The sequence below is a fragment of the Microbacterium sp. LWS13-1.2 genome (assembly GCF_040144835.1).
Taxonomy (GTDB): Bacteria; Actinomycetota; Actinomycetes; order Actinomycetales; family Microbacteriaceae; genus Microbacterium.
Genome location: NZ_CP151632.1, coordinates 3,230,887 through 3,244,055, shown reverse-complemented (window position 1 = coordinate 3,244,055; position 13,169 = coordinate 3,230,887). Strand labels below are relative to the sequence as shown.

Here is a 13,169-nt window from a genome sequence, read left to right as displayed (position 1 = left end):
GTCTTCGTTCGGCGGGGATGGGATACGAGAGCGGCGCATCATCAGCCCTTGACGGACCCGAGCATCACGCCCGAGACGAAGTAGCGCTGGATGAAGGGGTAGAGGCAGATGATCGGGAGCACCGTGAGCAGCATCGTCACGGCCTGGATGTTGGACGCGATCTGGACGGCTTCGCCGCCGGTCGCCTCCTGCGTTCCCGTCGCCGCGGCGATGAGGTTGCGCAGGTAGACCGTCACGGGGAACTGCGTCTTGTCGTCCATGAAGAGGAACGCGCTGAACCACGAGTTCCAGAGACTCACCGCATAGAAGAGGGTCATCGTCGCGATGACCGCCTTGGACAGCGGCAGCACGATGCGGAAGAAGATGCCGTACGTCGACAGCCCGTCGATCGCTGCCGCCTCTTCGAGATCCGTCGGGAAGTTCTCGAAGAACGACTTCATGACGAGCAGGTTGAAGACGCTCAGGGCACCCGGCACGACGATGGCCCAGATGCTGTTGCGCCAGCCGAGGTAGTTGGCGATGAGGATGTAATTCGGGATGAGCCCGCCGCCGAAGAACATCGTGAAGACGGCGATGCCGATGAAGAATGCGCGCCCCTTGAGATACGGCTTGCTGAGCGCGTACGCATACGTCGTCGTCATCGCCATGGCGATGATCGTCCCGACGATCGTGTAGAGGAACGTGTTCGCGTAGTTCGTCCAGAACAGCTGATCGCTCAGCACGACGCGGAAGGTGTCGAGGTTGAACCCGCGCGGGATGAGGTTGACCTCACCGGCGGCGATGTAGCCCTCGGAAGAGAACGCCTTCGCGATCAGGTTGACGAACGGGTACAGCGTGACGGCGCAGACCAGCAGCAGGCAGATCATGTTGACGGCACGGAACACCTGGGTCCCGCGCGAGTCCCGGATGACTCCGGTCTCCTTTCGGACATGGGCGATGTCCGGCTTCTGGGGCAGGGATTCGGTCACCATAGCGAGGTTCCAACCATTCGACGGGAGAGGGCGTTCGCGCCGAGCACGAGCACCAGGCCGATGAGAGCCTCGAAGAGCCCGATGGCGGTGCCGTAGGAGAACTGGGCCGACTGGATGCCGACGCGGTACAGGTAGGTGGCGATGACGTCTGCCGTGGAGTAGATGAGCGGGTTCTGCAGCAACAGCACCTTCTCGAATCCGACGGACATGAACGTGCCGATGTTCAGGATGAGGAGCACCATCATCGTCGGCTGGATGCCGGGCAGCGTGATGTGCCAGGTCTGCTGCCACCGGTTGGCGCCGTCGATCCGCGCCGCCTCGTAGAGCTGGTCGTCGATCGTCGTGAGCGCCGCGAGGTAGAGGATCGTGCCCCAGCCGACGGTCTGCCAGACCTCGGAGGACACGTAGATCGCACGGAACCACTCGGGCCTCTGCATGAACGGCACGGGGTCGGCGCCGAGGGCCTCGACCACTTGGTTCACGGTTCCGTTGAGTGCCGTCAGCTGGAGCACGAGCCCCGCGACGATGACGACCGACATGAAGTGCGGCAGGTAGGAGATCGTCTGCGCGATGCGCTTGAAGCGCCGCGACCGCAGCTCGTTGAGCATGAGAGCCAGGATGATCGGCAGCGGGAACGTGATCAGCAGCGTGAGCGCTCCGAGGATCACGGTGTTCCAGAACACCGTCCAGAACTGCTGGTTCGAGATGAACGTCTCGAAGTAATAGAACCCCACCCATTCGTCTCCGAAGATCGACCCTCCGGGCCGGAATCGACGGAAGGCGATGATGTTGCCCAGCATCGGGACGTATTTGAAGACCAGCAGGAAGATCAGCGGTGCGATGAGGAAGGTGTAGAGCCGCCAGTCGCGGGCGAGAGCACGACGCCAGGACTGCTTCGCGCGAGGCGTGGGGTCCCCTCGGAAGCGCCGTCGCTTCGCCGGTGCGGTCGTGATCACCCGTGTCTCGTTGGCCGGCGGCGGATCGCCCACCAGCGACAGGGGTCGGTCAAGGGACTGTGTCATGAGAACTCCACATCGTCGTGGTTCAAATGGACTGTTACGGGGCGAGCACGAGCGCTTCGCCCTGCGCCTGGAGGCTGAGCTCTGCGGCCTTGAGTGCGTGGGCCTGGGTCATGGCGGTCTCGGTCCGGTCGATGCAGTCGCGGATGAGCTGCCCGAAGTACGGGAATCCGGTCATGCCGTTCGCATTGAAGCGGTACTGGCCTTCCTGGTTGACGAGGATGACCTGGCCGCCGCCGTTGTCGGTCGTGATGTCGATGTACTTGCGCAGCTCGATGTAGCCGTCGGTCCCCAGCAGCAGCGTGCGCCCGTCGCCGAACACGCCCAGACCGTCGGGGGTGAACCAGTCGACGCGGACGTAGCCGGTCGTGCCGTTGTCGAGCACGACGTGCGCATCGCCGAAGTCCTGCAGCCCCGGGGTGTCGGAATGGGCGTAGTTCGCGACCGTCGAGGTCGACACGCGTCCGTCGGTCGCGCCGGTGTAGAAGAGCATCTGCTCGAAATTGTGGCTGCCGATGTCGCAGAGGATGCCGCCGTACTGCTCGGGATCGTAGAACCAGTCCGGCCGACCACCGCCGATGCGGTGCGGGCCGAAGCACACGACCTGCAGGACCGTGCCGATCGCGCCCCGCTCGACGAGCTGGCCGGCGAGGATCGCAGCCTCGGAGTGCACGCGCTCGCCGTAGTAGACCGCGTACTTGCGACCGGTGCGCGCCGTGGCCTCACGGACGGCCTCGAGCTGAGCGAACGTGGTCAGCGGCGCCTTGTCGACGAAGGCGTCCTTGCCTGCCTCGATCGCGCGAAGTCCGATCGGCGCACGCTCCGAGGCGATGGCCGCTGTCGCGATGAGGCGAACCTCGGGATCATCGAGGACCTCTTGCTCCGACGATGCGACGCGGGCAGTCGGGTACCGCTCGGTGAACCTCGCGACCCGGTCTGCGTCCTCATCGAACACCCACTTCACCACCGCCCCGGCGGCGATAAGGCCGTCGGTCATGCCGAAGATATGCCCATGGTCGAGGCCGACGGCCGCGAAGACGAACTCACTGGGCGCGACGACCGGCTGCGGGAGGGGATCGAACGTGTACGGGTGGTTCATCGGGGAATCTCCTGAAGATCGGTGACGTCGTAGGCGCGGATACGGCCGCACATGCCGTAGCCGCGGTCGGCGGCGGGGGCAGGCGCCTCGTGAACCCGCGCGTCGCGCAGGTGTGCGACATCGCCGCGCGCGATCGCCTCCGTGAGCGCGAACGACCGCTCGGCCTGGGCGAGCGGGCGCTCACGCACGAGCCGCCCCCACGCGGAGGCGCGGCGCGCGACGAGTGCGCCGGCCGCCGCGTAGAAGTCCTCGAGTGGCCCGCGATCGCCGGCGGTGACAGCGTCGCGCAGGGCCCCGAACCCCGCCACCGCGAGATCGCGACGTCGTGGTGCGCGCTCCGCGCGACTCTCCGCCTCCCCGAGCGACGCGGCCGCCGCGTACGCGTCGGGATCGGCCACGACGTCGGCGGGGAAGGTCATCACCGCGTCGCCGGCCTCCGGCAGGCCCGCGTTGCTCATCAGCACGATGACCTTGAGCCCTCCGCGGTTCACGGCTCGGTGGATCGTGCCGGGCGTGAACCACACGACCGATCCCGCTTCGAGCTCGGTCTCGTGGAAGCCCTCGCCGTCGATCGTCTGCAGTGCGCCGCGCCCCTCGACGACGACGTAGGCCTCGGTCGAGACGAGGTGCATGTGCGGACTTCCACCGCACACGCCGTCGGTGGCGGCATGTGCGTAGATGTCGAGGTGTGACAGCGATGTGCCGCCCGGAAACGACGAGGCGCTCATGACGCGCCCGCCTCGACAAGGGAGGTCTGCTTCTCGGAGAAGTGCGGCGCATGCGCGACGAGCTGACCCGCTCGGTAGTAGTGGTCGTCCGCCTTGAGAGGCAGCGACACGAACGTGCGCTCGATGCCCGCCTTGTAGATCGCCGTGACGACCTCGATCGCGTTGCGGCCATCCCTGCCGTCCGCGATCGGCGCACGGCCGTAGCGGATGGCGGCGAGCATGTCGCCGATCTGGCCCTCGTGTCCGCGGTGGCGCAGCGGCTCGCGCTCCGCGACGACGGCCTCGATGGCCGCGACGAGCTCGGGATCACCGCCCTTCGCCGGGAATCCTCCGCCGTCGGCTCGCTCGGCGACGACCTTCCACGGCTGCGAGACGCGGGCGTTCTCGCCGAGCGGCGTGAAGCCGAAGGCCGCGACGACAACATCCCCGAGCGGCTCCGCCGATCCCGTGAACTGCTGGCACGCGCGGCCGGCCTGACCACCGGCGACCTGCCCTTCGTCGGCGAACTCATCGAGGTCCGCACGGAGTTCGAGCCCTGGCGGGAGGCCTTCAACCTCGCACTCGGCGGCTTCGCCACGACGCTGCTGATCGACGTCGCGCTGCTGCCGGCGTTCCGAGCCGCCATCGATTCCGTCCGCACTGCCGATCGCCTTCGCTACGAGGGCGTGCACACCGGCCTCCCCGAGGCCGGTGCACGGGACCCTCACACCCTTGCCGGCCGGCTCGACTACAAGAGCACGCCCTTCACGGGCTGGCTGCAGGAGGAGCTGGACCGACGGTTCGGCTACGTGTGCGTCGACGCGGCCACTCAGCCGGCAGGCCACCGGATGACGCTGACGATCACCGGGCAGACCTCGCACGGATCGCGGGGGGCGCACGGCGGGCACGGTCGCGGCAACGTCCTCGGATTCTCCACCCACCGTCGCCTCGGCGAACTCGATGCGCAGCTGGGGGCCGTCCGCGCCGAGCTCGCAGCCGCCCGGACGGCGGCCGCCGAGGCCGGCGTCGAACTCGACGCCTTCGACGCGCGGCTCGCCGCTTACGCGAAGATCCAGGGCCTCACGTGGGAAGAGGTCGACATCGCCTCCCTCGAACGGGAGCGCGAACGCTGGCGGGCGATCGTCGCAGACGTCACCGCCACGAACCCCGCGATCGCCGGCATCCAGTCCCAGATCGAGCAGAAGAGAAGGGAGGCCGCCGAACTGCGCGAGGACATCGGCGGCGCCAAGGCGGAGCGGAAGCGCCTCGCCGATGCGTGGGCGGCGACGACCGACGAGGTCGACGCCGCCCAGTCCGTGATCGACGCGGCGGAGGCTGCAGGGCGTGCGCTGACCGACGACCAGGCGTCCTACCTCGACACGCAGTTCCTTGCGCCCGACCAGACCGGATCCTCGACACGCACGCAGGATCTCGCGCGGTTCGATGCGGCGCTCGATTCCGCAGCGCGCCGGTTCGGCGACGATCAGCGCGCCGCGCAGGACGCCGTCACGGAGCAGCGGGAGAGCCTGCGGCGGACCCTGAGCGGATTCCTCGATCGCTGGCCCAACCCGAACCTTCTCGCCGACCCGGACCATTCGCTCGGCGACTTCGAGCGCATCCTCGCCGACCTCGAGACCAGCGGCCTGCACGAACTGGAGACGGAGTGGCGCGACAGCCTGCTCAAGCTCTCGGGGAACGACCTCACCAACCTCGATTCGACGCTCGGCCGTTCGCTGCGGGAGATCCGCGATCGTATCGAGCCCATCAACGTGATCATGCAGGATCTCCCCTTCTACGACGACGACCACCGGCTGCAGATCACGCCGCGCGAGAACCAGTCCGAGGTGCGCCGGCGCTTCCGCAAAGAGCTCCGCGAGGTGCGCGCGCTGATCGAATCCGTCGCCACCGACGAGGAACGCGAACGCGCCTACCACCGGATGTCGCGGCTGATCGGCCGCCTGCGCCGCAATGCTCCGGACTTCGCCGAACTCGTCGACGTGCGCAACCACGTGCGAGTGAGCGCGGAGCGCATCCACGCGACCACAGGGCGGCATGTCGCGCTCTACGATCACATCGGCGAGAAGTCCGGCGGCGAGTCCCAGGAACTCATCGCGTTCATCGTCGGAGCGGCTCTGCGATACCAGCTCGGTGACGCCGGCGCCGAGCGCCCACGGTATGCGCCGGTCTTCCTCGACGAGGCCCTCATCAAGGCCGACGCGCACTTCACCAAGCGCGCGATCGGCGCATGGCGCGGTCTCGGGTTCCAGCTCATCATCGGCGCTCCGAACGACAAGTACAGCGCGATCGAGCCGCACGTGGATGTCGAGTACGACATCCTCAAAGACACCCACGGCCGCTCGTGGGCCAAGCCGAAAGTCGCCCTGTCGGGGGCTCGCGGGTGAGCGGACGGCTCCTCGAGCCTGCCGACGCAGCGAACGCGGTCGCGCGCCACCTCGAGCAGTCGTGGGCGGAGCGGATCTGCGCGGAGCTCGTCGCCGAGGCCGAGCAGCCGTTCGCGGTGTCGTTGCGACCCGGAGTCTCGGGCTCGGCGAGCGTCGAGCGTGTCGGATTCCCGGTGTGGCACGAGTGGCGCACGGCATGGCGGAGCGTGGGTCTCGCCGACCTCGAGGGCGTCCGCGTCGAAGAGAGTAGGATCACCGTCGCCGTTCGGACCACGGTCGAACCGCGCCGCCTCCACATCGACTCCCTTGCCGCAGGCGTCCGCGCACTGGTCCGCTTCGCGACATCCCCCTCAGGGAGGATGTCGACCGCTCCCGCAAGATCGGTGCTCGCCTCCAGGAGGCAGGAGCGTTCGTCCCCCCGGAACGCTGCGGGCTGTATGCCGGCTCAGCTCCTCGTCGACGTCGCCGAGGCGCGCCTTTCAGCGCTGGTTCAGTCCGGTCGCGAAGCCCTCCACCGAGACAGCGAGGTCACCGAGAAAAATGCCATCAGGCACCGGCCCCGGGAGGTGCGTCCAGGACGGTGGGAATGTACTCCAGCAGTTGGATCTGGCCGTCGAAGGTACGGCTCTGCACGAGTTCGAGGGACAGGTCCGGATAGCCGTCGAAGATGCGCTCCTTCCCGGTCTTCCCGGTGATCACGGGGAACACGACGACGCGGAAGCGGTCTACGAGCCCGGCAGCGATCAGCGACCGGCTCAGGCTGAGACTGCCGAGCGTATGCAGCCCGGCGGACTCGACGTCCTTCATCTCTCTGACGGCGGCGATCGCGTCGCCACGGACCAGTTCGGAGTTGGGCCACGACAGTGGCTCGATGAGCGTGGAGGAGAACACCACCTTGCGCGCATTGTTCAGCGCCACGGAACCGGGATCGTCGTTCTGACCCGCGAACTCCGCCATCAGCCGGTAGGTCGTCGCGCCCATGAGGTGAATGATCTCCTGCTGACCGTCCTCCCCCAGCCAGTCAAGGTACTCGGGTCCTTCCATACCCCAGAAGCCGGGCCAGCCCTCGGCGGCACCATAGCCGTCGAGCGAAATGATGTAGTCCACCATCAACGTTGACATCGCACTGCCCTCACTTTCGGAACCGATTCATCGCTCGTCTCACGTCGATACTAAACCGAACATGAGTGTTCGGGATAGTGCACATGTGACGCTCCCCGAGCTCGTCCGATGCGGTCACGAGGCTCCTCCAGACGACCGAGCCCGCTCTGACGGCTCGCTGTGTCCCGCGGCCACTCCCGCGTCCCTTATTCTTGGATGCAGTCCATTAATCGCGTCGAATGGGACGGACGTCAGTGCTTCGAACGATGCTCAAATCCAAGCTGCACCGGGCGACCGTGACCGGCAGCGACCTCAACTACGTCGGTTCCATCACCATCGACGCCGATCTCCTCGCACTCGCCGACATCCTCGAGAACGAACAGGTCCACGTGGTGGACGTGAACAACGGAGCCCGCTTCGAGACCTACACGATCGCGGGCGAGCGAGGCTCGGGGGTGGTGCAGATCAACGGCGCGGCGGCACGCCTCGTGCACACCGGGGACATCGTCATCGTGATGTCGTACGGCCAGTACGAGCGTGAAGAGCTGACGCGCCATCGCCCGATCGTCGTAGACCTCGGCGAGGAGCGGGATGGCGCCGCCGCCAATACGGCTGTCCGCGTGCTGACGACCGCGGGGTAGCGAACCGGACGATGACGTCCGAGTTGACACCCTCACCAGGATCGTACAAGTTAGGTAAGCCAAACCTAACCGAAGGAGTGCTGGTGCACGAGTTGCTGACACGCCCCACTGCCGACCTCTATCGTTCGCTCGTCGCTCAGACCTCGTCCCGAGTGGCGACGCGCTTCGAGACGGTGACCCAGCCGTTCTCCGGCGCGGCGCGCTCGGATCTGCAGGAACTCGTCGACGGCGTCGCGCTCGACGCCGACGGCATCGGGACGGCCGGCGCCATCCGCGAGATCGATCAGCTGTTCCTCGAGCACGCCGTCTGGTTCCATCACCCGTCCTATGCGGCGCACCTCAACTGCCCGGTCGCGCTGCCTGCGGTGGCCGCCGAGACCGTCCTCGCGGCTGTGAACACCTCGGTCGACACCTACGACCAGTCCACCGTCGGCACCCTCATGGAACGCCGCCTGCTGACATGGACCTCAGACCGCATCGGGTTCCCGCACGGCAGCGGGGTGTTCACCTCGGGTGGCACGCAGTCGAACCTCCATGCCCTCCTCCTCGCTCGCGAAGCCGCGCTCGCGCGGACGGAGCTCGCGCGTCCGCGGGCGCTTGCGCGTCTGGTCGTTTTCGCGACGGCGTCGAGCCACTTCAGCGTGGGCAAGTCGGCCCTGCTTCTCGGCTTGAGCGAAGACGCGGTGATCGCCGTGGCCGACGACGGCGAGGGACGCATGGATGCCGCGGCCCTGGCTATCGCGCTGCGCGAGGCCGAGGCATCCGGTCGCCTTCCGATGGCGGTCGTCGCGACCGCCGGTACCACCGACCGCGGTGTCATCGACCCGCTCGCACCGATCGCGGACGTGTGCGACGCCGGCGGCACATGGCTGCACGTCGATGCGGCGTACGGATGCGGGCTCCTCGTCTCACCGCGCCGCCGGCACCTCCTCGCCGGGATCGAGCGGGCCCGATCGGTCACCGTCGACTTCCACAAGAGCTTCTTCCAGCCGGTGTCGTCGAGCGCGCTGCTGGTGCGCGAACCGCGAGACCTCTCGGCGGGCGCGTGGCATGCCGACTATCTCAATCCGCTCGAGAACGAGGAGCCGAACCAGGTCGATGTGTCACTGCAGACGACGCGCCGCTTCGACGCGCTGAAGCTGTGGGTGACGCTGCGCGCCGTCGGCGCGGAGCGTCTGGGCGAGATGTTCGACACCGTCATCGACCTCGCGCGGCAGGTGAGCGACGAGGTCGCGGCCGATCCCGAGCTGGAACTCGTCGGCCGGACGCAGCTGAGCACGGTGCTGTTCCGTGTCCGGCCGGCCGGAGCGGATGCCGCGAGGCAGGACGCCCTGGTGGCGGGTGTCCGGCGGGTCCTGTTCGAGTCGGGGCGCGCGCTCGTCGCCAAGACGGTGATCGACGGCCGCCCCTGCCTGAAGCTCACCCTGCTGAACCCCGAGACCACGGTCGACGACATCCGCGGGGTCCTCGAGATGGTGAAGGATGCCGCGACCACGCTCGCGGGGATCGCCCCGGAGTTCGACGAGCTTCTCGCCGATGCGGAGGCGAACGCATGACCGGGCACGTGCACGACGTCGTCGGGGTCGGGATCGGGCCCTTCAACCTCGGGCTGGCCTGCCTCGCCCGGCCCACGGAGCTCGACGCGGTGTTCCTCGACCGCAGCGATGGGTTCCGGTGGCACCACGGCATGATGATCGAAGGCGCGACCATCCAGGTGCCGTTCCTCGCGGACCTCGTCACGATGGCCGACCCGACGTCGGAGTTCTCCTTCGTCAACTGGCTCAAGCACACCGGCCGGCTGTACCCGTTCTACATCCGCGAGAGCTTCTATGCGCTGCGCGCCGAGTACGACGCATACTGCCGATGGGCCGCGGATCGGCTGCCGAACCTGCGCTGGAATCACGAGGTCGTCGCCATCGAGCATGACCTCGACGACGACGACGTCTACGTCGTCCGCGCCATGCGCACCGACACCGGCGAGCAGAGCGAGCTGCGGGCGCGCCACGTGGTGCTCGGTGTCGGCACCCGGCCGACCATCCCGCCGCCGCTGCGCGGCATCGACGGCCCCGCGATCCACAGTTCGGAGTACGTCGACCGCCGCGACGAGCTGCGCGCGTCGGACTCGATCACGGTGGTCGGCAGCGGGCAGTCGGCCGCGGAGATCTACCGCGACCTGCTGGACGGCGTGCGCGAGGGCGGGTACCGGCTGGACTGGATCACCCGTTCGCCGCGGTTCTTCCCGATGGAGTACACCAAGCTGACGCTGGAGATGACCTCGCCGGAGTACACCGATCATTTCCACGCCCTCCCGCTCGACATCCGTCAGCACCTCGGCCGTGAGCAGCGCAGCCTCTACAAGGGCATCTCGGGCGAGCTCATCGACGACATCTACGACACCCTCTACCGCCTCAGCGCCGACGGCCCAGTGCCGACCACGCTCCTGACCGACACGGAGGTGACGTCGGCCGAGTGGGACGGCGATCGCTACCGTCTGCGCCTACGCCACGGACAGCTCGACCGCGAGCACGAACGCGAGACGGCCTCCCTCGTGCTCGCCACCGGCTATGCCGCAGAGACGCCGCCGTTCCTCTCCCCCGTGGCCGAGCGCCTCGACCACGACGCTCTCGGGCGTCTCGCGGTCGCCCGCGACTACAGCGTCGACGGCGGCCGCGGCCGGGTGTTCGTGCAGAACGGCGAGGAGCACACCCACGGCCTCACGGCACCCGACCTCGGTTTCGGGGCGTGGCGCAATTCGTCGATCCTCGCGTCGATCATCGGCCGCGAGGTCTATCCGATCGAACGCCGCATCGCCTTCCAGGACTTCGGTGTCCCCGCCGACGCGTTCGAGACGGCGAGCGCGGGATCCGGGGTGACACGATGATGGCGTCCGTGTCGCTCGTCGCCGCCGACCCGCGCCGGGACGCATCCGTGCTGCATCGGTGGCTCGCCGACCCGCACGCCGCGTTCTGGGAGATGGGCGGTCACGACGTCGACGCCGTCTGCGACTATCTCGCGAGCGTGGTGACCGACCCGTACCAGGATGCCTGGCTTGGGCTGGTGGACGGCGCGCCGACGTTCTTCGCCGAGACGTACGACCCGGCGCACGTGCTGCTGAGCGGCATCCATGACACGGTCCCCGGCGATCTGGGGATGCATGTGCTCATCGCGCCGCCCGGCGACCACCCCCGGCACGGCTTGACCGACGCGGTGTTCGCCGCCGTCATGGCATGGTGCTTCGACGAACTCGGCGCAGAGCGCGTCGTCGTCGAACCGGACTCCCGCAACCACCTGATCCGCCGCAAGAACGTGCGTGCCGGATTCACCGAACTGCGCCACGTGACGATCGAGGACGGCGCCTACCGCAAGGCGGCCGTGCTGTCGGTGTGCACGCGCGACGACTACCGCCGTTCAGAACTGGCCGCCACCGGAAAGGCACTCCCATGATCTCCCCCGCCCTGCACCTCTCCCCCGTGGCGCTCGCCCGGGCCCAGCGCCACCTCGTCGCGAAGGCGATCGTCGAGTTCAGCCACGAACGCCTGCTCAGCCCCGACTCGATCGTCGGGGGCTGGCGACTCGTCGTGCCGCACGCCGACGTCGAGTACCGGTTCCAGGCCGTCCGCACCGAGCTCGAGCATTGGATCGTCGACGAGGCGAGCCTGCGCCGTCTCGTCGACGGCGAACCGGCCGAACTCGACGCCCAGGCGCTCATCCTCGAGCTGCAGCCGCTGCTCGGCCTCTCCGACCAACTGCTGCCGATCTACCTCGAGGAGATCGCATCGACGCTCGCCGGCGCCGCGTTCAAGATCGCGCGGGGCGGGCCGTCCGCCGACGAGCTCACCACGGCGGACTTCCAGACCATCGAGACCGCCATGACGGAGGGCCACCCCGGCTTCGTCGCCAACAACGGGCGCATCGGGTTCGGCGTGTCCGACCACGCCGCGTACGCCCCCGAGTCCGGCCGCCCGTTCCGGCTGGTGTGGCTCGCCGCCCGCCGGTCGCTCTCGCACCTCGCGCTCGGCGCCGGCCTCGACGAGACATCCCTCTTCTGCCAGGAGCTCTCGCCCGCAGAGCGCGCCCGGTTCGCAGCACGCCTCGCGGAGATCGGCGAAGATCCCGACGGGTACCACCTGCTCCCCGTGCACCCGTGGCAGTGGGAGAACCGGATCTCGATCACGTTCGCTCCCGACATCGCCCGCCGGGATCTCGTCCTCATCGGCGAGAGTGCCGACGAGTACCGCGCCCAGCAGTCGGTGCGCACCATGTTCAACACCACCCACCCCGACCGCCACTACGTCAAGACGGCCCTCGCGGTGCAGAACATGGGCTTCCTCCGCGGCCTGTCTCCCGCGTACATGCGCGTCACACCCGCCATCAACGACTGGGTCGCCGACCTCGTCGCCGGCGACGCCACGCTCCGGGAGTCCGGCTTCCGCGTGCTGCGGGAGCGCGCGTCGATCGGCTACACCGGCGACGCGTACCACCGCACTCCGACGCCGTCAGCGCACCGCAAGATGCTCGCGGCGCTCTGGCGCGAGAGCCCGATTCCCCTCATCACTCCTGGCGAGCGTCTCGCCACCATGGCATCGCTGCTGCACCGCGACGCGTCCGGTCGCTCCTTCGCCACTTCCCTCGTGCGCGCGTCGGGCATCCCGGCGGCGCAGTGGGTGCGGGCGTACCTGCGCGTGTACCTGCGCCCGCTCGCGCACTCCCTGCTCGCCCACGACCTCGCGTTCATGCCGCACGGTGAGAACCTCATCCTGATCCTCGAGGGTCACGTGCCCACCGGGGTGTTCATGAAGGACATCGGCGAGGAGGTCGCGCTGCTCGCCGATCGCGCCGTACCCGACGACGTCCGCCGCATCGTGGCACCCGTCGACGACGACGAGAAGGCGCTCGCGATCTTCACCGACGTCTTCGACGGGGTCCTGCGCCACCTCGCCGGTATCCTGCACGTCGACGGCACGCTGCCGGAGGCCGAGTTCTGGCGGATCGCCGCCGACATCATCGACGAGCACGCGGGGCAGCATCCCGATCTCGAGTCCCGCGTCGATCTGCGCGCCGACGTGTTCGCGCACTCCTGCCTGAACCGCCTGCAGCTGCGCAACACGCTGCAGATGGTGGACCTCGCCGATCAGTCGGCCTCGCTGATGTACGCCGGAACCCTGACGAACCCGATCGCGCGATCGGGTGCGCCGACCGCGGCCGCGCGTGAGCTTCTGGAAGTCTGAC

11 protein-coding genes are annotated in these 13,169 nt (G+C 68.2%); 6 read left to right on the top strand and 5 right to left on the bottom strand.

All coding sequences use genetic code 11. From position 1 onward, the window contains the following. Positions 1 to 41: 41 nt before the first annotated feature. Genes MRBLWS13_RS14945 through MRBLWS13_RS14930 form a run of 4 tightly spaced genes read right to left on the bottom strand, consistent with a single transcriptional unit; the run spans position 42 to position 3,817 of the window. Positions 42 to 971: a carbohydrate ABC transporter permease gene (locus MRBLWS13_RS14945; protein WP_349426126.1), complete on the bottom strand. Its 930-nt coding sequence runs from the start codon at positions 969 to 971 to the stop codon at positions 42 to 44. Further along, a complete protein-coding gene (locus tag MRBLWS13_RS14940; protein WP_349426125.1) occupies positions 965 to 1,993 on the bottom strand; it encodes an ABC transporter permease subunit in 1,029 nt (342 codons plus the stop codon). The genes MRBLWS13_RS14945 and MRBLWS13_RS14940 overlap by 7 nt, the downstream gene beginning before the upstream one ends. Positions 1,994 to 2,027: 34 nt before the next feature. Then, a complete protein-coding gene (locus MRBLWS13_RS14935) occupies positions 2,028 to 3,089 on the bottom strand; it encodes a Gfo/Idh/MocA family oxidoreductase (protein ID WP_349426124.1) in 1,062 nt (353 codons plus the stop codon). After that, positions 3,086 to 3,817 carry a cupin domain-containing protein gene (locus tag MRBLWS13_RS14930; RefSeq protein ID WP_349426123.1) on the bottom strand — a complete coding sequence of 244 codons (732 nt, stop codon included), beginning with the start codon at positions 3,815 to 3,817 and terminating at the stop codon, positions 3,086 to 3,088. The genes MRBLWS13_RS14935 and MRBLWS13_RS14930 overlap by 4 nt, the downstream gene beginning before the upstream one ends. A gap of 50 nt (positions 3,818 to 3,867) precedes the next feature. Between MRBLWS13_RS14930 and MRBLWS13_RS14925 the strand changes: the two genes are divergently transcribed. Beyond that, a complete protein-coding gene (locus MRBLWS13_RS14925; RefSeq protein ID WP_349426122.1) occupies positions 3,868 to 6,198 on the top strand; it encodes an SbcC/MukB-like Walker B domain-containing protein in 2,331 nt (776 codons plus the stop codon). A gap of 546 nt (positions 6,199 to 6,744) precedes the next feature. Here the strand turns inward: MRBLWS13_RS14925 and MRBLWS13_RS14920 are convergent. Next, entirely contained in the window at positions 6,745 to 7,320 is a 576-nt protein-coding gene (locus MRBLWS13_RS14920; protein WP_349426120.1) for a dihydrofolate reductase family protein, read from the bottom strand. Positions 7,321 to 7,553: 233 nt separating this feature from the next. Here MRBLWS13_RS14920 and panD point away from each other — a divergent pair, with 233 nt between their 5' ends. Genes panD through MRBLWS13_RS14895 form a run of 5 tightly spaced genes read left to right on the top strand, consistent with a single transcriptional unit; the run spans position 7,554 to position 13,168 of the window. Then, on the top strand, positions 7,554 to 7,940 hold the full coding sequence (panD, locus tag MRBLWS13_RS14915; RefSeq protein ID WP_349426119.1) for an aspartate 1-decarboxylase: 387 nt from the start codon (positions 7,554 to 7,556) through the stop codon (positions 7,938 to 7,940). Positions 7,941 to 7,951: 11 nt separating this feature from the next. Beyond that, positions 7,952 to 9,496, top strand: coding sequence for a pyridoxal-dependent decarboxylase (locus tag MRBLWS13_RS14910; RefSeq protein WP_349426117.1), 1,545 nt, complete (start codon positions 7,952 to 7,954; stop codon positions 9,494 to 9,496). Beyond that, positions 9,493 to 10,821: a SidA/IucD/PvdA family monooxygenase gene (locus MRBLWS13_RS14905; RefSeq protein WP_349426116.1), complete on the top strand. Its 1,329-nt coding sequence runs from the start codon at positions 9,493 to 9,495 to the stop codon at positions 10,819 to 10,821. Before MRBLWS13_RS14910 ends, MRBLWS13_RS14905 begins: the two co-directional genes overlap by 4 nt. Positions 10,822 to 10,829: 8 nt before the next feature. Beyond that, the gene (locus MRBLWS13_RS14900) at positions 10,830 to 11,384 is read left to right on the top strand and encodes a GNAT family N-acetyltransferase (protein WP_349426115.1); all 555 of its coding nucleotides are present in this window, start codon (positions 10,830 to 10,832) and stop codon (positions 11,382 to 11,384) included. After that, complete coding sequence (locus MRBLWS13_RS14895; protein ID WP_349426114.1) at positions 11,381 to 13,168, top strand: IucA/IucC family siderophore biosynthesis protein; 1,788 nt, start codon at positions 11,381 to 11,383, stop codon at positions 13,166 to 13,168. The genes MRBLWS13_RS14900 and MRBLWS13_RS14895 overlap by 4 nt, the downstream gene beginning before the upstream one ends. Position 13,169: the final 1 nt, after the last annotated feature.

What these genes read in the sequence shown, in the direction of transcription:
- MRBLWS13_RS14945 (WP_349426126.1), bottom strand. Translation starts at nt 971, where the DNA reads ATGGTGACCGAATCCCTGCCCCAGAAGCCGGACATCGCCCATGTCCGA.
- MRBLWS13_RS14940 (WP_349426125.1), bottom strand. Translation starts at nt 1,993, where the DNA reads ATGACACAGTCCCTTGACCGACCCCTGTCGCTGGTGGGCGATCCGCCG.
- MRBLWS13_RS14935 (WP_349426124.1), bottom strand. Translation starts at nt 3,089, where the DNA reads ATGAACCACCCGTACACGTTCGATCCCCTCCCGCAGCCGGTCGTCGCG.
- MRBLWS13_RS14930 (WP_349426123.1), bottom strand. Translation starts at nt 3,817, where the DNA reads ATGAGCGCCTCGTCGTTTCCGGGCGGCACATCGCTGTCACACCTCGAC.
- MRBLWS13_RS14925 (WP_349426122.1), top strand. Translation starts at nt 3,868, where the DNA reads ATGCGCGACGAGCTGACCCGCTCGGTAGTAGTGGTCGTCCGCCTTGAG.
- MRBLWS13_RS14920 (WP_349426120.1), bottom strand. Translation starts at nt 7,320, where the DNA reads ATGTCAACGTTGATGGTGGACTACATCATTTCGCTCGACGGCTATGGT.
- MRBLWS13_RS14910 (WP_349426117.1), top strand. Translation starts at nt 7,952, where the DNA reads ATGACGTCCGAGTTGACACCCTCACCAGGATCGTACAAGTTAGGTAAG.
- MRBLWS13_RS14905 (WP_349426116.1), top strand. Translation starts at nt 9,493, where the DNA reads ATGACCGGGCACGTGCACGACGTCGTCGGGGTCGGGATCGGGCCCTTC.
- MRBLWS13_RS14895 (WP_349426114.1), top strand. Translation starts at nt 11,381, where the DNA reads ATGATCTCCCCCGCCCTGCACCTCTCCCCCGTGGCGCTCGCCCGGGCC.